Genomic DNA, 17,569 nt, shown 5'->3' on the forward strand with positions numbered 1-17,569 from the left:
TGATTTGAACACCGCCCGTCAGGCAGGACCGGGGCCCTGCCTTGCGCCGCCACTTCAGGCGGACTGGTTCAGGCGGACTTGGCGAAGCCGCCGTTGTAATCGTCGCTCTTGCGGCGGACCTGGGAGTGTTCGACGATCCGTTCGCGCGCGATGCCGCGGAAATCCTCGATCGAGGTATGCCCCTTGCGCTCAAGGTAGTCGGCGAGGTCGCCGGTCAGCTCCTGGATCAGCTTGATGCCGACACCGCCGCTGCCCTTTTCCTCCATCGCGGCGGTGCAGACCTGAAGGTTGCCCGCGCCGTGAACGATGAAGTTGAACGCCTCGCGGAAGCCCTTGATGCCGCCGATGCCGGAGATCGCCTGATCCGGGTAGGTCTTGGAGAGAGAGTTCACCTTTTGCAGGGCCTGGTTCAGGATCGCCAGGCCACCCTGCCCGCCGGAGGTCACGAGGCCATCGACCTCGACCTCGAACTTCAGGGTCTCGGGATCCATGAGCGGCAGGGAGGGGAAGGTATTGCAGAGCGAGATCGAATCCGCCCCCGCGTCATAAGCCACACCCGCCGCTTCCACGAGGGAAGAGGTGGAGGGGGTCAGCTTGACCCAGATCGGCACATCCACGACCTCTTTCACCGCCTTCATGATCGAGCGGATGACCTCTTCGTCATTGGCGATATGCGCGCCCATGTCCTTGCGGTCCATGTGCGGGCAGGAGAGGTTCAGCTCAAGCGCGTCGCAGCCCACCTCGATCACGGCGGTGGCCAGCTTCTGCCAGTTCTTCATCTCTTCCGCGCTGCCGGCACCGGCCATGATGGAGGCGATGACCATGCGGTCCGGGTAGGTTTCCTTGATCTCCTTGAGATCGGGCAGCCATTGCTCCAGCGGCTGGTCCGAGATCAGCTCCCAGTTCCAGGAGGAATGGGAAACCGAGTCCGCGCGCTTGTTGCGCGAGACATAGGGTTTCTCTTCGCTGGTGCGCTGGTAGATCGTCTTGGGACCGGCGACGTTTTCCACCGGATGCAGGCCGATCGTCTTGGTGACGACCCCGCCCCAGCCGGCCTCGAAGGCCTTCATGATCTTGGCCTTGCTTTCGGTCGGCGGCGCGGAGGCCAGCACGAACGGGTTAACGAAGTCGAGACCGGTGAATTTTGTGGTCAGATCAATCGGCATGGGAAACCTCCTGCTGTTTTGAGAGTCATGACCCGATTTTTTTACCAACAAGTCAATATTTTCCCGAAACACGCATGAATTGCACGGGATTCCGGGCGCGATATCGGCCGGCATGATCAAGAAATGGGCAAAATCCGCCCGTTTCACCCGCTTTTCGCGGCGTTCTCAGGCGGGGGCTGAGGCGCGAGGGCCGGCGCAGGCAGCCGCCCTGCCCCGTCGCCGCGCGCCTCACCAGCCCTTGAGGTTGCCGGGCCTGTAGCTGTCCAGCCCGCGCCAGCGCTCTTCTACCGAGGGGTGAATTTGCGCGTCTTCGGGGATCACCCGGGGGCTGCCCGCCGGGAAGCACATCCCGCAGAAGCGCTTGCCCGGCGCGGTGTCCGGCGCGGTGAAGCTGGGGAAGTATTCCAGCGCCCACCAGGCGCCCGTGAGGCTGTCATGCGCCGGGGCCAGGGGCTGCGGGGAGACATACTTGCCGTCCGGTTTCGTCCCCTTCACGATGGCGTTCACCGTGGCCGTGGTGAAGCCCAGGCCAAGGGCCTGCAGTTCCTCGATCAACCAGAGCAGGGGGATCTTGCACAGCTGGCTTTCCGCTTCCGGGTAGCCGCCGCCGATATCGCCATGGACCCCGGCGAACCACATCTCCTTTACGTCCTGGGGCTGTCCGGTGCCGGGCGCGGCAAAGGGTTTGCGATACTCCCGCTCACGCCCCCAGAGCCGGGCGCGGTACATACAGCGCCGCTCGTCAATCGCCACTGCGTGCCGCACGGCGCGCACGGAGGGGTTGTTGGCCGTGAAGGCATGGGAAGACAGGCGCGGCCAGAAACGCCCCGGTTCGATCACGGAGGCGACCGTATCCATCAGCCCCAGCCCGGCGATGGAGACCTTGCGCGGTTGCAGGGCGCGCTCATGCAGGCGGATCTCTGCAAAGGCATGGGAACCGGTGCCAGAGCCGATGCCCTTGAAGGCGCGGTAAGCATAGTCGAGCAGGTTGAATTGCACCGGGTCGATCAGCCCGAAGGCATGGATGAAGCCAGCCAGCACCCGCGCCGAATAGGCCCCGCGCGAGAAGCCGCATATCCAGATCCGGTCAGCCTCTTCCCCGCCGTTGCCATGTTCGTAGGTGTCACACAGGAAACGGTAGGCTTCCTTCACGTTGGCATCCAGTCCGTGGCCGGTGGCCATGTCCCAGAGCTCCTTGATCTTGGTGCGGCTGCGCGACCAGGCATTGGCATCCCCGAGCGTGCCGACGCCGGGATCGTACCAGACCACCTGGGCGTCTGATTTCGTCAGGCAGCCGTACAGGCGCAGCACGTTGGAGCGTTTGCGTGAAATTTCGTTCGACGTGCCGTCGAGCAGGATGACGATATCCTTGGCCATGGTTCCCCCGGGCGATGTGGTTTTGCGGCGATGTTAACATGGGACGCGCCGGGGGGTGAGGTGGGTTTGGCCGGCAAGTGAGTGGCGGGAGGTCCGGAGGCGGGTGGCTTGCGGCGGGCGCTTGTTCCCCGTACGTTCTGAGCCAGGATCAGAAGCAGGGATAAGCGACTTACCGATGCGCCAATCGCTACGCACCAAGGCAATAGGGATCTGCAACGACAAGATCGCCAAGAAAGGGGAGGCGGTGGGCCTGTCCTTCTATGCCTTCTTTGCAAACAGGAATGATGATCCGGAGTTGCTGATGGAAGCCGCCGAATGGTGGATCCGGACCCATGAGCTTGATCACTTCGAGAAGGCGACAAAGATCCGGGACATGATCCGCGCGGGTGCTTGACGCCCCGGCCGGGTGGTTCCGCAGAGCCGGGGTGCCGCCTGCCGCCGCTTCGGGAGGGGCGCGCGCCCCAGCGAAGCTGACGCTTTACTAAACCCGCGCTTTCTGACAGGCAGCGGCATCGGAAAAAGGCGGTTCACGGGGGCTGGCATGGCGAAGGAAAAGGCGAACGGCGCGAAGCCGGCGAAGCGGCAGCAGGTCTATACGCTGCTGGTGCAGGTGGGCCGCAAGGCAGAGGACGGTCTGCCCGAGGGCAGCACCGGGGCCGCCCTGATGTGCTATGCCTCTGGCGTGGACGAAGCCGAAGCCGTGCGCGAGACCGTGGCGATCCTGAAACAGGCCGACCTGGCGCCGCTGGATGTCTCTGGCTACGGCACGCTTGAGGATCGCCTGGAAGAGGGGCACGACATCTCTGACGAGGAGAAAGAGCTGATGGCCCGCGCGCTGGAGGAGAACTCCGTCATCGTGGCCCAGATGACCCCCTTCTTCGATGGCCAGGACGGCTCTGCTACCCATTGATCGATTTGTACCGGGGCGCGGCCCCTTGCGCGGGGTGCTGCGCCGTTGCGTCTAGAGCGCGCGGGCGCTGGTGAGCGAACGCGCCTCGAAGGCGCGCAGGACCGGGATCCGCTCCGGTGCGGCGGGGGCATCGCGCAGGGTCTTCGGGGAACGGTCTTTGGCGGCGGTGGCCAGCGGCCCGGTGACCGGGCGCGGCGTCTTGCGGGCGGCGGGCATTCCGGGGGCTTCCGGGCGGTAGCTTTCCAGCGCCACCCCTTCGGCCAGGATCCGCCCCGGTCGGGGCAGGACAAGCTGGTACCATTCCACCAGCGGCGCACTGGCCGGGAAACAGGCCAGGTCCTCTGTCACCAGGAAGCGCAGCGGCACCAGCACGGTTTCGTTCAGGAACAGGTATTCCACGCTGGGGCCGGTCATTTCCATGCATTGCCCGCCCGCCCCTGTCAGATCCTCTTGCAGGCCGAAGAAGGGCGCGAAGAGGCGCACCGGGCGGAACAGCCCCCGCGCGGGCAGCTGACGGCGCTGGATCGCCTGTACCACGCAGGTTTCGCCCCCCGAGAGGAAGACCTGGTCCCCGGCTGAAAGAGCCTCGATCGGTTTGACGCCATGGGGCGTGTGGATCCGCGTGCCCGCCGCCAGGCCGGCGCTGGAGCCGAGCGGCTGCACCCGGTCCGACAGGGCGACGAAATCGACCGTCTCCGCCAGGCTGCCCGGCAACGGCATGCAGATCCGGGTGCACAGGGGCGAGGCGGCCAGCGGGAAGGGATCGCAGAGCCGGTGCACCTGCGCCGCCTGCGCGATTTCGGGATGTTCCACGGCCAGCCGCGCCCATCCGGTGGCACAATCCCAGGCATAGGTGATGCGCATCCGCTCCGGGTAGGAACTGCAGAAGGGCGCCAGAACCAGCCGGCGCTGTTCCCTGCCGCGCCGTTGCACCAGCTCCAGCCGTCCGCCCGGCAGAAGGCGCAGGCGGAAGTGCCCCTGGACCGGCGCGACGTAGGAGAACTCCAGCAGCGGTTCGGCCTGGACGGCGGCGGCGGAGAGATCCGCCTCGATCATCAGCGTGCCGCAGGAGAGCTCTGCCCGGGGAAGGGTGGCGGTGTCACGTACCGGGTTCAGCCAGCCCAGGCCCGAGCCCAGCAGGGGATCCGGCGCAAGGCCCGGATCGCGCGACAGGATGCGGCCGATGCCGCCGGCGGAGATGGCCAGCCAGGGCATCAGCGGCCCCTCGCGGCGGGGCCTGGAAGAGCCGGGGCAAGACCGCACCGGGGGCACAGCGCCACGACGGGTGCCGCCCGTCTTGAGAGCCGCGAAAGGCGCCCTGCCGTCCACAATCCGTCCGCTGTCTGCGCGCGCCTTCCCCTCAGGCGCGCCTGCCCTGCCCCGTTCATCACGACCTCTTCCCCAATTGCATTCGTAGCCTGGCTTGCCCATGCAGCGCGGCACGGGGCGGGACACTCGGGGCCCGATGATTGGACACGGCAGGATGCTGCCATGTTCCCCGGCCCTTGTGGGGGTCCCCTGCGGGTCCCTGTTTGCTTGGCTGGTCTGGCCCGGATGCGGGCCGAATCAATCATACATCAGAAATCCATCTTTATGGTAAACAGAGGGTTAAATTTCCGGTTTCAAACCGCACCCCGGCGACTTGAAGCCCGAATGGCCGGCGGATTGCTCTTGAACGTTGCACATGGCGCGTAATCCTGTAGCCATACGGGCGCTTTCCCGGTGCCTGACGTGCCGTGGGAAAAGACCGACCCATGGACCAGGAGCCAGCCATGCCCGAGACGCGCAGCGCGAAGACCATCCCCCCCGTCGATCCGGTCGACCTCACCGCGGCGCTGATCCGCTGCCCTTCGGTGACGCCGGAAGAGGGCGGCGCGCTTGAGTTGCTGGAAGAGCTGCTGTCCGGCGCGGGCTTCACCTGCACCTGGGTTGACCGCGGTGGCATCCGCAATCTTCACGCCCGCTGGGGTGAGAAGGGCCATGCGCGGACCTTCGGCTTCAACGGACACACCGACGTGGTGCCGGTGGGCGACGCGGCGGCGTGGACCCATCCCCCCTTCAGCGGCGAGCGCGTCGGCGAGGTGATCTGGGGGCGCGGTGCGCAGGACATGAAGTCCGGCGTGGCGGCCTTTGCCGCGGCGGCGGTGGATTTCGTGCGCGACACCCCGCCCGAGGGCGCGGTCGTGCTGGCGCTGACCGGGGACGAGGAAGGCGATGCGCTGGACGGCACCCGCGCGCTGCTGGACTGGATGGCAGAGAACGACGAATCCATGTCCTGTTGCATCGTGGGAGAGCCCACCTGCCCCAGGGAGATGGGCCAGATGATGAAGATCGGCCGGCGCGGGTCGATGACCGCCTGGTTCACGGCGACAGGGGTGCAGGGGCATTCGGCCTATCCGCACCTGGCCAAGAACCCGCTACCCGCGATGGCGCGGCTGGTGGACCGGCTGGCCAGCCATGAGCTGGACCAGGGCACGGATCACTTCGATGCCTCGACCCTGGCGGTGGTGCAGTTCGACACCGGCAACAGCGCGACCAACGTGATCCCGGCCCAGTGCAGGGCGGCGGTGAACATCCGCTTCAACGACCTGCACAGCGGAGAGGCCCTGTCCCAGTGGCTGCGCCGCGAGGCCCAGGATGTGAGCCGGATGTTCGACGTGGTGATCGAGACCGAGGTCAAGATCAGCGGAGAGGCCTTCCTGACGCCGCCGGGCGACCTGTCCGCGCTGGTGGCCAGGGCCGTGGAGGCAGAGACCGGCATCCAGCCGGAGATGTCGACGACGGGCGGGACATCGGATGCGCGCTTCGTCAAGGATCACTGCCCGGTGGTGGAGTTTGGCCTGGTTGGCGATGCCATGCACCAGGTGGACGAAAAGGTGCCCGCCGCGCAGGTCGAGACGCTGAAGGCGATCTATGGCCGCATGCTCTCGGACTACTTCGGGTGAGCCTGCGCATCGGCGTGGCGGCGGACCCCGCGCCCTGCTTTGCCCTGCGCAAGGCGGTCTTCGTCGAGGAACAGGGCTTTGATCCGGCGGGCGAATTCGACGCGCTGGACAAGGATGCGGAGCATCTGCTGGCAGAGGAGGCGGGCGTGCCGGTGGGCACGGCGCGGCTGATCGCCGAGGGCGAGACGGGCCGGATCGGGCGGATCTGCGTGACCCGCGCGCGGCGCGGCACCGGCCTGGGGGCGGCGCTGGTGGAGGCGGGCGTGGCCCGGCTGGCCGAGCGCGGGTTCGCGCGGATCGTTCTGGGCGCCCAGGTGCGGGCCATGGGCTTTTACGAGAAGCTGGGTTTCACCCCCTGCGGCGCGGTTTACGACGACGAGGGCGTGCCCCATCGGGAGATGGAGCGGCAGCTGCAATCCGGGCGCCCGGGGGGCCAGCCCCCCGAGGCTTGAGGCCCCCTCGACGGGGGCCGAAAGCCTTCCCCCCGGAGTTTGTCGGCAAGAAGAAGATGGGGGCGGGGTGCGAAGGGGGCGGCAATGCCCGGCAGGTTTGGCGGGGGCATTTTCCGTTCCGGGCAGGCTTTGGGAGTGCCACCTTGCGGCGCTGCGTCATGGCTGTGGGGCCTTGTGTTTTTCGCGATGACCTTCCGCCCGGCAAGTGCTAGGTCTGGGCCATGTCACAGCTCCCCTCAAAGCAGGAGATCCTGAACTGGATCGCCGCGAATCCCACCCAGACGGCCAAACGCGATATCGCCAAGGCCTTCGGCATCAAGGGCGCCGCCCGGATTGACCTCAAGCGCCTGCTGAAGGAGCTGGAGGACGAAGGCCACCTGGAAAAGCGCAAGAAGACTTACCGCGATCCCGACAGCCTGCCGCCGGTCTCCGTGCTGCTGGTTAACGCCCCCGATGAGGATGGCGACCTGAGCGCAAGGCCGCTGGAGTGGCAGGGCGAAGGCCCCGAGCCCGAGGTGCGCCTGGTGTTGCGCGCCTCTGATCCTGCGCTTGGGCAAGGGGATCGCATCCTGGGGCGCCTGACCCGGATCGGCAACGAGAACGCCTACGAGGGGCGCCTGATCCGCAAGATCGGCACCAATCCGCAGCGCATCCTTGGCGTGTTCCGCAAGGGCGCTGAAGGCGGCCGGGTCATGCCCATCGACAAGGGCAGCGACAAGGAATGGATGGTGCCTGAGGGGGCCACCCATGGCGCCAGGGACGGCGAGCTGGTGGAGGCCGAGCAGTCCGGCCCGCGTGCCCGCATGGGGCTACCGCGCGCGCGGATCGTGTCGCGCCTGGGGGATCCTTCGGCGCCCAAGGCCGTCAGCCTGATCGCCATTCACCAGCATGGCATTCCCGATTCCTTCCCTGACGAGGTCGTTGCGGAAGCCGACAGCATGAAGCCCGCGGGCCTGTCGGGCCGCGAGGATCTGCGCGACCTGCCCCTGGTCACCATCGACCCGGCGGATGCGCGCGATCACGATGACGCCTGTTTCGCCGAGGCCGACACGGATCCCAAGAACCCCGGCGGCCATATCCTGTGGGTCGCCATTGCCGATGTGGCCCATTACGTCACCCCCGGCTCCGCCCTTGACCGCGAGGCGCGGCGGCGGGGCAATTCCACCTATTTCCCGGATCGAGTCGTGCCGATGCTGCCCGATCGCCTGTCCGGCGATCTCTGCTCCCTGCACGAGGGCGTGCCGCGGGCCTGTCTGGCCGTGCGCATGCGCCTGGACAGCGAGGGCAACAAGATCGACCACAGCTTCCACCGTGGCCTGATGCGCTCTGGTGCGTCGCTGACCTATGGCCAGGTGCAGGAGGCGATGGACGGCGATCCCGACGCGCAGTGCGAACCGCTGATGAAGACGGTGATCGAGCCGCTTTACGCGGCCTATGGCGCGCTGAAAACCGCACGGGAAGCCCGCCAGCCGCTGGACCTGGATTTGCCCGAGCGGCGCATCGAGCTGTCCGAGGACGGGCGCGTGACCTCCGTCAATTTCCGCGAGCGCCTGGATGCCCACCGGCTGATCGAGGAATTCATGGTGCTGGCCAATGTCGCCGCGGCCGAGACGCTGATCAAGAAGAAGAGCCCCCTTCTGTTCCGAGTCCACGAGGAGCCGAGCGCGGAGAAGCTGGAAGCGCTGCGCGAGACCGCCCAGAGCGCCGGTTTCGCCGTGCCCAAGGGCCAGGTGCTGAAGACCGCGCACCTGAACCGCCTGCTGGACCAGGCCGCCGGAACCGATCACGCCGAGCTGATCAACATGGCGACCCTGCGCTCCATGATGCAGGCCTATTACGCGCCGATCAACTTTGGCCATTTCGGGCTGGCGCTGCAGAACTACGCGCATTTCACCTCTCCGATCCGGCGCTACGCGGACCTGATCGTGCACCGGGCGCTGATCAAGGTGCATGGCTGGGGCGATGACGGGCTGAGCGCGGAAGAGCTGGAGCGGCTGGAGGTCACGGCGACGCATATCTCGGACACCGAGCGGCGGTCGATGATGGCGGAGCGGGACACGACGGATCGCTACCTGGCCGCCTACCTGAGCGAGCGCGTGGGCAGCGAGATGACGGGCCGCATCAGCGGCGTGGCGCGCTTCGGGGCCTTCGTGAAGCTGGATGAGACCGGCGCGGACGGGCTGGTCCCGATCCGCTCGCTTGGCCGCGAGTTCTTCCATCACGACCGCGAAGCGATGACCCTGATGGGCGCGGAAAGCGGCATGATCGTGCAGAGCGGTCAGCGCGTGAAGGTCAAGCTGGCCGAGGCCGTTCCGGTCACCGGCGGCATCGCGCTGGAGCTGCTGGAGCTGGAAGGCCAGGAGGTCGACTCTGCCCCGGCCTGTGGCAAGGGCCCCCGGCGCAAGGCCCCCGGCAAGGGACGCGGGAAATCCGGGCCCAAATCGCGCCCGAAATCCGGCGTCGGCAAGGCCGGGCCGAAACGCAAGCTGGTGCGGGCCAACCGCAAGGCCAGCAAGACCGCCAGGAAGATCAGCCGGACACGCGGCTGATCCCCGGGGGCTGATGCTGGGGCGGTACGGCGGGGCCAGGCGGCCCCGCCCTTTCCGGATCGCGCACCCCTACCCGCAGGCTTGCGCCCGTCCCGAAAGGCCCCTGATCCGGGGGATCTTGCCGGGTGGAGCCCTGGATGTCATCGCCCCTTTGGAAATTGGGATTTTCGCGCTAGGGTAAAGGCAAATCAAAAACGAGCAGCCCCGGAACCCCATCGCCATGCGCAAATCGTCCAAGGCCCTGAATCCGTCCCTTCCCATTCTCCTGCTGAGCCTCTCGCTGGCCACAGAGGCGCAGGCGTCCTCCCTTGAAACCTCGTTGCGTCCCCATGCGCGACCGGGGCCAAGCCTGGCCACGGTGCCTGTGGAACGCGCGGCGCAAGGCAGCGCGCCTGCCGCCTTGGTCACCGTCAGCGCCGAGGTCCCCTCGGTCGGGGCCAGCCTGCGCCCGAACGCGCGGCCAGAGGCCCTGACACGGGCGGCACGCGCCGAGCTTCCGGTGGTGCAGGCCGCCGCCAATCCCGAGTTCGACCGCTGGGTGCGCGGCTTCCGGTCCCGCGCCCTGTCGCGCGGCATCACGCCCGCGACCTTCGACCGGGCCTTCCGCAGCGCCACCTTCCTGCCGGACGTGATTGCCAAGGACCGCAACCAGGCGGAATTCACCATGGGCGTCGGCGATTACATCGGGCGCACGGTGTCGGACACGCGAGTCTCCAACGGGCGCGCCGCCTACAGCAAGGAGCGCCGCACGCTGGAGGCGGTGGGCCGTCACTACGGCGTGCAGCCGCAGTACATCGCCTCCATCTGGGGGATGGAAAGCAACTACGGCACCAACCGGGGCGAGACGCCGCTGATCTCTGCCATGGCGACGCTGGCCTACGAAGGCCGCCGGGCGAATTTCTACGAACAGCAGCTGATGGCGCTTCTGCGGGTCGTGCAGCACGGCGACACCACGCCAGAGCGGATGGTGGGCAGCTGGGCCGGGGCCATGGGCCACACCCAGTTCATGCCGACCTCCTACGAGGCCTACGCGGTGGATGCCACCGGCGACGGGCGGCGCGACATCTGGGCGGATGATCCGGCGGATGCGCTGGCCTCTACCGCGGCCTACCTGAACAAGTTCGGCTGGGTCTCCGGCCAGCCCTGGGGCATGGAGGTGATCCTGCCGCGCGGCTTCGATTACAACCTTGTGAACGGCACCAAGAAGATGCCGTCTGACTGGGCCCGGCTGGGCGTGCGCCCGGCCCAGGGCGAGATGCGGGATTACGGATCGGCCCGGCTGATGATGCTGAGCGGCGCGGATGGCCCGGCCTTCCTGGTGTTCAAGAACTTCGACGTTATCAAGCGCTACAACAACGCCGACAGCTACGCGCTGGCGGTGGGTCTGCTGGGCGACCGGATCGCGGGCGCCGGGCCGCTGGCCAATGACTTCCCGCGCGGGGAACGGGGCCTGAAACGCTCTGAACGGCGTGAATTGCAGGCGCTTCTGAACCGGCGCGGCTATGACACCGGCGGCGTGGACGGCATCCTTGGCTCCAAGAGCGTCAACGCGATCCGCGCCTACCAGCGCTCGATAGGAGAGGTGCCGGATGGCTACCCCTCGCTTGGTCTGCTGAACGAGCTACGCAGCTGAGGATCGGCAAAGCGACAAGGACTGGCGGGGCGGTTTGCAAGGCATTCCGCCTCGTTTCATCTGTGCAGGCCGGTCCATGGCCTGACCTGACGCGCGAGGAACAGGCGGGTTTTGCCCGGGGGAGTTGAGGCCACAGACCTCCCCCGGACTTGCCATTTTTCCTTTTCCATGCACAGGTTGCACATGATTTCAGGGCGGGAGAGCGGGATGATCCGCGCCCGGAGCAAGGTGCAGCATGGCGACAGGCGCGGCAAAGGGGGGGCAAGGCACGGCGGCGCAGGGCGCCCCTGCCACGCGGGCCGGCAAGAGCCGCAGCGCCCGCCGGCGCGCCCATATGCATCCCGGCACGGCCGAAGATCCGCTGGCGGACCTGGTGGCCTGCCCGAGCTGCGATGCGGTGTTCCGCGCGGTCGAGCCGGCCCATGGCCAGCGCGCGGTCTGCACCCGCTGCCATCACGTGCTGATCGCACCACGCAAGGACGCGGGAAAGCAGATCATCGCCATCGCGCTGTCGGTGCTGGTGCTGATCACGGCCGCGGCCTATTTCCCCTTCCTCAGCATCTCCACCACGGGACTGAAGAATTCGACCTCCATCCTTGAGGCCGCGCTGGCCTTTACCGGGGATGGCATCCTGGCGCTGCTGTCGCTGGCGCTGGCGGCGGTGATCGTGTTCATCCCGGCGCTGCGGGCGGGCCTGTCGATCTACGTGATGCTGCCGCTGGTGCGGGACCGCCCGCCCCTGCCCCATGCCAGCCGCGCCTTCCGCCTGTCAGAGGCCCTGCGCCCCTGGTCCATGGCGGAGATCTTTGCGCTTGGCTGCGCGGTCGCGCTGGTGAAGGTCGCCGGCCTTGCGCATGTCTCCTTCGGCCCCGCCTTCTGGCTCTTTTCCGGGCTGGTCATCCTTGTCATCCTTCAGGATGCGTTACTTTGCAGGTACTCGGTTTGGAAAGCACTGGAGAGATAAGATCGGCACGCCAGATGGGTCTTGTCGCCTGCCGCCGCTGCGCCCGCGTCTGGCCGGGCAGTGCCCGCCGCTGCGGACGCTGCGGGCACGGGCTGCGATCGCGCGACGTCATGGCGCTGCAGAAGGTCTGGGCGCTTTGGGTGGTCGGGCTGATCTGCTACATCCCGGCCAATATCTACACCATGCTGGAAACACGCACGCTGGTCTCATCGCAGACCAACACCGTGATCGGCGGCGCGCTGGAGCTGGGGCATCACGGCGACTGGGGCGTGGCCATGGTGATCCTTGTCGCCTCTGTCGGGATTCCGATCAGCAAGTTCATCGTGATCGCCATGCTGGCCTATGGCATCCGCAACCGATCCTTCCTGAGCCCCGAGCGCCGTCAGCTGATGCATGAGCTGGTGGAATACATCGGCCGCTGGTCGATGATCGACGTCTTCGTCGTGGCCATCCTGTCGGCCCTGGTCCACCTGGGCGCCCTTGTTTCAATCCAGCCCGGCATCGCCGCGCTTTTCTTTGCCATGTCTGTGATATTTACGATGCTTTCCGCGATGTGCTTCGACAGCCGCCTGATCTGGGACTCCATGGTGGATGACCTGCCCCCGGAGATCCGCCCGAAAAGCGCGCACCCCCAGGCTGACCGCGCAAACAAACCCGAGGAAGGGGCCACCGCATGAGCGATTTCCCTCCCCCCGAGATGCCGGAGACCGAAAGCCGCCTGGGCCGGGCCGAGCGCCTGTCGATCATCTGGATCGTGCCGCTGATCGCCCTGGCCATCGCCGTGGGCGTGGCCTGGCACAACTGGGCCAAGCGCGGTGAGACCATCCGCATCACCTTTGATAGCGCCGAGGGGATCGCCGCGAACCAGACGGAGCTGCGCTACCGCGACGTGAGCGTCGGCATGGTGGAGAACCTGGGCTTTTCGAAGGACCTCAAGAAGGTCGTGGCCACGGTCCGCCTGAACCCGGAGGTCGAGGATTACGTGGATTCCAGCGCCTCTTTCTGGGTGGTGCGCCCAGAGGTCACCACCCGCGGCGTGAGCGGGCTGGGCACCGTTCTGTCGGGTGTCTACATCGAGGGCAGCTGGGACGGCGAAGCCGGGGGCCTGCACCGGGAGTTCGTGGGCGCCTCGCAGCCGCCGCTGAATGCCAGCGGACGGCCGGGTCTGAAGATCCTGCTGCGCGCCGCGAACCAGGGCGGGCTGACCAGCAACGCCCCGATCGAATTCCGTGGCATCGAGGTGGGCGAGATGGGCGAGGCCAAGGTCAGCGCCGATGGCACCACGGTCGAGGCCGAGGCGATCATCTATTCCCCCCATGACAAGATGATCAGCACCGCCACCCGGTTCTGGGACACCTCCGGTTTCCGCTTTTCCATTGGGACCGGCGGGGCGAAGCTTGATTTCACCTCCCTGTCCTCCCTTCTGTCGGGCGGTCTGACCTTCAGCGCCGTGGTCTCGGGCGGGCAGAGCGTGGAAGAGGGGGCGATGTTTACCGTCTACCCGGACGAGGACACCGCCCGCGCGACGGTCTTTGCCGAGGATGGCGGCCCCTCCCTGACCTTCTCTGCGATCTTCGACGACAACGTGCCCGGGCTGACCGCGGGATCGGCCGTGACCTATGGCGGGCTGAACGTGGGCAAGGTGGACGCGGTGAACGGCATCGTGGACGAGGCGCGTTTTGGCGATGACCGCGTGCGGCTTCAGGCCAGCTTCCAGGTCGACGTGGGCCGGGTCGGGCTGGGCGGGGGACCGGATAGCACGGACCCCGAGGACCCGATGGCCTTCTTCGACCGCAAGGTGAAACAAGAAGGCCTGCGGGCGCGGCTTGCCACGGGATCGATCTTTACCGGTGGTCTCAAGATCGAGATGGTGCTGGTCGACAACGCCCCGGAGGCGGAGATCGCCCGCGTGCAGGGTTTGCCGAACCCGGTCTTCCCGACCGCAGAGAACAACATCACCGATGTCACCGCCACCGCAGAGGGTGTCTTCCAGCGGATCAACGACCTGCCGATCGAACAGCTGATGCAAAGCGCCATCGGCACGCTGGACAACATCAGCCGCCTGACCGGCAGCGCCGATGTCCAGGCGGTTCCGGGCGATGTGCGCGCGTTGCTGGGCGATGCCCGTGGCCTGATCGGCGCGCCCCAGATGCAGGCCCTGCCGGCCCAGATCGGCAGCGTGGCCGACCAGGTCGAGGAACTGGTGCAGGCGCTGAACACGCGGGACCTCGCCGGGCGGCTTTCGGATGCGATCCAGTCGATCTCTGACGCGGCGGGGGGCGTGAACACCGCCGTGGCCGGCGTGCCGCAGCTGGTCGACAGCTTCAACGCGGTCGCCCAGAAGGCCGAAAGCGTTCCCATCAACGAGCTGGCCGACCAGCTGACGCAGCTTGTGGGAACGGCCGACAGGCTGCTGTCCACTCCCGGCGCGCAGGAACTGCCAGAGAGCATGTCCAAGGCGCTGGACGAGTTGCGCAGCGTGCTGTCCGACCTGCGCGAGGGAGGTGTGATCAACAACCTGAACGAAACCCTGGCCTCTGCGCGCGGTGCGGCGGACAATATCGCCCAGGCTGCCCAGGACCTGCCCGACCTGCTGGCCCAGGCGCAGCGCGTGCTGTCCCAGGCCGGCACCACCCTGCAGGGGTATGACGCAAGCTCCGGCGTGGGCCGTCAGCTGAACCAGACCCTGCGTGAAATCGACCGTGCCGCCTCTGCCATCGCCGCTTTGGCGCGCGAGCTGGAACGCAATCCCAATTCCCTGCTCTTCGGGAGATGACATGACTAAGCTGCCCAAACTCCGCCCTGCCCTTCTGCTGGCCGCCACGCTTGCGCTGGCCGCCTGCGGCAACGAAAGGCTGTTCACCGCGCCCGTCTTCCCCGAAGCCGGGCTGGAACGGGTGCCCAGCCAGTTCCGCACGCTTGAGGTCCAGGATGTCTCACTGCCCGATTACGCGGCCTCGGGGCAGATCCCGGCGCGCCAGGCCGATGGCAGCGTGAAATCCTCGCGCTCCGTGCTCTGGGCGGATGAGCCGACGCGGGCCGTGACGCTGGAGCTGGCGCGCCTGTTGCGCCAGATCACCGCCACGGAGGTCGCCGCAGAACCCTGGCCCTACTTCGACAGCGCCCAGGCGCAGTTGCAGGTGCGGGTCGAATCCATGCTGGCCGAGGGCGACGGAAGCTTCCGCCTGACCGGGCAGTATTTCGTGGCCCCCACCGATGGGCGGCGGGGCCGGTCGGACGACTTCATGATCGCTGTCCCGGTCAGCGCGCCGGGCGGCCCGTCCGAGATCGCCGATGCCCGCAGCCAGGCCGTGCTGGCCCTGGCACGCCAGATCGCCCGCGGCGGCCTGCGCTGACGGGCTGACTAGGGCCCCGGCCCCTTCAGTTGCGGATGCTGGCCCGGGTCAGGGTCAGGACGCGGCAGCTGTTCCGCCCAGCCCGGCGTGAGCCGGTCGCGCAGAAGCGCGACCGGATGCACCCGGAGCGACAGGCGCATGGACAGGAAATCCTCTACCATCTCTTCGGCCAGGGCGGCTTCGGGCAGGTTGGGCCCGGCTTCGCGGATGCCTTCCCCGTCCAGGTCGCGGGCAAAGAGCGGCAGCTCCCCCCCGCCGCGCAGGGCCTTGGCCTGCCAGAGCGCCTGCCGCCGGGTGAACCCGAGAGAGGCAAAGGCATCCGCCTCTGCCAGGCGCGTCACGAGCACCGGGTCGGTGCCGGCGCGGCGCCAGACATCCTCCACCGAGCGGTAGCCGTTGCCGCGCGCGCCGGTGAGCCAGAGCGCCTCGTCCTCTGCCAGCCCCTTGATCTGGCGGAAGCCCAGTCGCAGGGCCAGCGCGCCGGTCGCCTCCCGCTCCATCGTGTTGTCCCAGTAGGAGGCATTGATATCCACCGGCAGCAGCGTCACCCCGTGTTCGCGCGCATCCCGCAGGATCTGGGCCGGGGCATAGAACCCCATGGGCTGCGAGTTCAGCAGCGCACAGGCAAAGATGCCGGGGTGGTGCCGCTTGATCCAGGCAGAGGCATAGACCAGCAGCGCGAAACTGGCCGCGTGGCTTTCCGGGAACCCGTAGGAACCGAAGCCCTCGATCTGGGAAAAGCAGCGTTCGGCGAAGTCCTGGTCATAGCCGTTGCGCGCCATGCCGCGCAGGAACCGGCTGCGGAAGTCGCTGATGTTGCCGTGTTTCTTGAAGGTGGCCAGCGAGCGGCGCAGGCGATCGGCCTCTTCCGGGGTGAAGCCCGCGCCGATCATGGCGATCTGCATGGCCTGTTCCTGGAACAGCGGCACGCCCAGCGTCTTGCCCAGCACGCGCCCCAGCTCATCCGAGGGGAAGGAGACGGGCTCCTGCCCGTTTCGCCGCCGGATATAGGGATGCACCATGTCGCCCTGGATCGGGCCGGGGCGGATGATCGCCACCTCGATCACCAGGTCGTAGAAGCAGCGCGGCTTCATTCGTGGCAGGAAGTTCATCTGTGCTCGGCTTTCCACCTGGAAGACCCCGATGCTGTCGGCGCGGCAGAGCATCTCGTAGGTTTCGGGATCCTCGGGCGGCAGGGTGGCCAGGTCATGGGAGAGCTTCTCATGATCCTTCAGCAGACCGAAGGCCCGGCGCAGGCAGGACAGCATGCCAAGCGCCAGGATATCCACCTTGAGGATGCCCAGCGTGTCGATATCGTCCTTGTCCCAGCAGATGGCGGTGCGGTCCGCCATGGTGGCGTTCTCTATCGGGACCAGCTCATCCAGCCGCCCTTCGGTGATGATGAAGCCGCCGACGTGCTGGGAAAGGTGGCGGGGGAAGCCCTCTATCTCTTTCACGAGGGACTGGAGCAGTTGCAGGCGGCGGTCTTCCGGATCCAGCCCCACTTCGCGCAGCCGTTCGGGGGCAAAGCTGCCATCGGCGAAATAGCCCCAGAGCTGGGACGACAGCGCCGCCAGCGTATCGGACTTCAGGCCAAGGGCCGCGCCGACCTCACGGATGGCGCGCTTGCCCCGGTAGTGGATCACCGTGGCGCAAAGCCCCGCGCGGTGGCGGCCGTAGCGGGCGTAGATCCACTGGATGATCTCCTCTCGGCGTTCGTGTTCGAAATCGACGTCGATATCGGGCGGCTCGTCCCGGGCCTCTGACACGAAGCGTTCAAAGACCATGGTGCCGATCTCTGGCGAGACGGAGGTGACGCCCAGGCAGAAGCAGACCACGGAGTTGGCGGCAGACCCGCGCCCCTGGCACAGGATGCCCTGGGAGCGCGCGAAGGCCACGATATCGTTGACGGTCAGGAAGTAGGGTTCGTAGCGCAGCCGGGCGATCAGGTCGAGTTCATGGGCCAGCATGGTGCGGACCTTTTCCGGCGCGCCCTTGGGATAGCGCCAGGCCAGCCCTTGATGGGCCAGCCGCGCCAGCCGGTCAGAGGGGCTTTCCCCCGGCGCCACCTCTGAAGGGTATTCATAGCGCAGCTCATCCAGGGAAAAGCGCAGGGAGGCCGCAAGCCTGCCGGTTTCTTCCACCGCCTCGAGGTGGTCGCGGAAGATCACCGCGAGTTCGGAGCGCGAGCGCAGCCGGCATTCGGCATTCACCTGC

Annotated in this window: 14 protein-coding genes; 10 read left to right on the forward strand and 4 right to left on the reverse strand. The window is 67.2% G+C overall.

From position 1 onward, the window contains the following. Positions 1-68: 68 nt before the first annotated feature. Positions 69-1,166, reverse strand: coding sequence for a tRNA-dihydrouridine synthase (locus HCZ97_RS11710; RefSeq protein WP_167688897.1), 1,098 nt, complete (start codon positions 1,164-1,166; stop codon positions 69-71). 228 nt (positions 1,167-1,394) lie between these two features. Further along, on the reverse strand, positions 1,395-2,543 hold the full coding sequence (locus HCZ97_RS11715) for a DUF2235 domain-containing protein (protein WP_167688898.1): 1,149 nt from the start codon (positions 2,541-2,543) through the stop codon (positions 1,395-1,397). Between the two features lie 175 nt (positions 2,544-2,718). On the opposite strand from HCZ97_RS11715, the gene HCZ97_RS11720 reads away from it, so the two are divergent. Both HCZ97_RS11720 and HCZ97_RS11725 read left to right on the forward strand, forming a co-directional pair. Then, a complete protein-coding gene (locus tag HCZ97_RS11720; RefSeq protein WP_167688899.1) occupies positions 2,719-2,937 on the forward strand; it encodes a DUF6500 family protein in 219 nt (72 codons plus the stop codon). Positions 2,938-3,084: 147 nt separating this feature from the next. Continuing rightward, positions 3,085-3,453 carry a hypothetical protein gene (locus HCZ97_RS11725; protein WP_167688900.1) on the forward strand — a complete coding sequence of 123 codons (369 nt, stop codon included), beginning with the start codon at positions 3,085-3,087 and terminating at the stop codon, positions 3,451-3,453. Positions 3,454-3,504: 51 nt separating this feature from the next. On the opposite strand, the gene HCZ97_RS11730 is transcribed toward HCZ97_RS11725, so the two are convergent. Next, complete coding sequence (locus tag HCZ97_RS11730; RefSeq protein WP_167688901.1) at positions 3,505-4,668, reverse strand: Hint domain-containing protein; 1,164 nt, start codon at positions 4,666-4,668, stop codon at positions 3,505-3,507. A gap of 557 nt (positions 4,669-5,225) precedes the next feature. On the opposite strand from HCZ97_RS11730, the gene dapE reads away from it, so the two are divergent. From dapE to HCZ97_RS11770, 8 genes are all read left to right on the forward strand, one after another. Further along, positions 5,226-6,398, forward strand: a complete 1,173-nt coding sequence (gene dapE, locus HCZ97_RS11735; protein ID WP_167688902.1) for a succinyl-diaminopimelate desuccinylase — start codon at positions 5,226-5,228, stop codon at positions 6,396-6,398. Then, positions 6,395-6,850, forward strand: a complete 456-nt coding sequence (locus HCZ97_RS11740) for a GNAT family N-acetyltransferase (RefSeq protein WP_167688903.1) — start codon at positions 6,395-6,397, stop codon at positions 6,848-6,850. Before dapE ends, HCZ97_RS11740 begins: the two co-directional genes overlap by 4 nt. Positions 6,851-7,071: 221 nt before the next feature. After that, on the forward strand, positions 7,072-9,399 hold the full coding sequence (rnr, locus tag HCZ97_RS11745) for a ribonuclease R (RefSeq protein WP_167688904.1): 2,328 nt from the start codon (positions 7,072-7,074) through the stop codon (positions 9,397-9,399). 220 nt (positions 9,400-9,619) lie between these two features. Continuing rightward, positions 9,620-11,032 carry a lytic murein transglycosylase gene (locus HCZ97_RS11750; RefSeq protein ID WP_167688905.1) on the forward strand — a complete coding sequence of 471 codons (1,413 nt, stop codon included), beginning with the start codon at positions 9,620-9,622 and terminating at the stop codon, positions 11,030-11,032. 334 nt (positions 11,033-11,366) lie between these two features. Beyond that, positions 11,367-11,996 (forward strand): paraquat-inducible protein A, encoded by a 630-nt coding sequence (locus HCZ97_RS11755; RefSeq protein ID WP_167688917.1) that lies wholly within the window; start codon positions 11,367-11,369, stop codon positions 11,994-11,996. Positions 11,997-12,010: 14 nt separating this feature from the next. After that, on the forward strand, positions 12,011-12,673 hold the full coding sequence (locus HCZ97_RS11760; protein WP_167688906.1) for a paraquat-inducible protein A: 663 nt from the start codon (positions 12,011-12,013) through the stop codon (positions 12,671-12,673). Next, positions 12,670-14,772 carry an MlaD family protein gene (locus HCZ97_RS11765; RefSeq protein WP_167688907.1) on the forward strand — a complete coding sequence of 701 codons (2,103 nt, stop codon included), beginning with the start codon at positions 12,670-12,672 and terminating at the stop codon, positions 14,770-14,772. Before HCZ97_RS11760 ends, HCZ97_RS11765 begins: the two co-directional genes overlap by 4 nt. Position 14,773: 1 nt before the next feature. Then, positions 14,774-15,352 (forward strand): membrane integrity-associated transporter subunit PqiC, encoded by a 579-nt coding sequence (locus tag HCZ97_RS11770; RefSeq protein ID WP_167688908.1) that lies wholly within the window; start codon positions 14,774-14,776, stop codon positions 15,350-15,352. An 8-nt stretch (positions 15,353-15,360) separates the two neighbouring features. On the opposite strand, the gene HCZ97_RS11775 is transcribed toward HCZ97_RS11770, so the two are convergent. Next, a partial coding sequence (locus tag HCZ97_RS11775) for an error-prone DNA polymerase (protein WP_167688909.1) occupies positions 15,361-17,569 on the reverse strand: 2,209 nt, incomplete at its 5' end.

The sequence above is a fragment of the Pseudooceanicola sp. HF7 genome, from assembly GCF_011806405.1.
In the GTDB taxonomy this organism is placed as follows: Bacteria; Pseudomonadota; Alphaproteobacteria; order Rhodobacterales; family Rhodobacteraceae; genus Pseudooceanicola.

Excerpts from the sequence above, each read along its gene's own strand:
- HCZ97_RS11710 (WP_167688897.1), bottom strand. The coding sequence starts at position 1,166 with ATGCCGATTGATCTGACCACAAAATTCACCGGTCTCGACTTCGTTAAC.
- HCZ97_RS11715 (WP_167688898.1), bottom strand. The coding sequence starts at position 2,543 with ATGGCCAAGGATATCGTCATCCTGCTCGACGGCACGTCGAACGAAATT.
- HCZ97_RS11720 (WP_167688899.1), top strand. The coding sequence starts at position 2,719 with ATGCGCCAATCGCTACGCACCAAGGCAATAGGGATCTGCAACGACAAG.
- HCZ97_RS11725 (WP_167688900.1), top strand. The coding sequence starts at position 3,085 with ATGGCGAAGGAAAAGGCGAACGGCGCGAAGCCGGCGAAGCGGCAGCAG.
- HCZ97_RS11730 (WP_167688901.1), bottom strand. The coding sequence starts at position 4,668 with ATGCCCTGGCTGGCCATCTCCGCCGGCGGCATCGGCCGCATCCTGTCG.
- dapE (WP_167688902.1), top strand. The coding sequence starts at position 5,226 with ATGCCCGAGACGCGCAGCGCGAAGACCATCCCCCCCGTCGATCCGGTC.
- rnr (WP_167688904.1), top strand. The coding sequence starts at position 7,072 with ATGTCACAGCTCCCCTCAAAGCAGGAGATCCTGAACTGGATCGCCGCG.
- HCZ97_RS11750 (WP_167688905.1), top strand. The coding sequence starts at position 9,620 with ATGCGCAAATCGTCCAAGGCCCTGAATCCGTCCCTTCCCATTCTCCTG.
- HCZ97_RS11755 (WP_167688917.1), top strand. The coding sequence starts at position 11,367 with ATGCATCCCGGCACGGCCGAAGATCCGCTGGCGGACCTGGTGGCCTGC.
- HCZ97_RS11760 (WP_167688906.1), top strand. The coding sequence starts at position 12,011 with ATGGGTCTTGTCGCCTGCCGCCGCTGCGCCCGCGTCTGGCCGGGCAGT.
- HCZ97_RS11765 (WP_167688907.1), top strand. The coding sequence starts at position 12,670 with ATGAGCGATTTCCCTCCCCCCGAGATGCCGGAGACCGAAAGCCGCCTG.
- HCZ97_RS11770 (WP_167688908.1), top strand. The coding sequence starts at position 14,774 with ATGACTAAGCTGCCCAAACTCCGCCCTGCCCTTCTGCTGGCCGCCACG.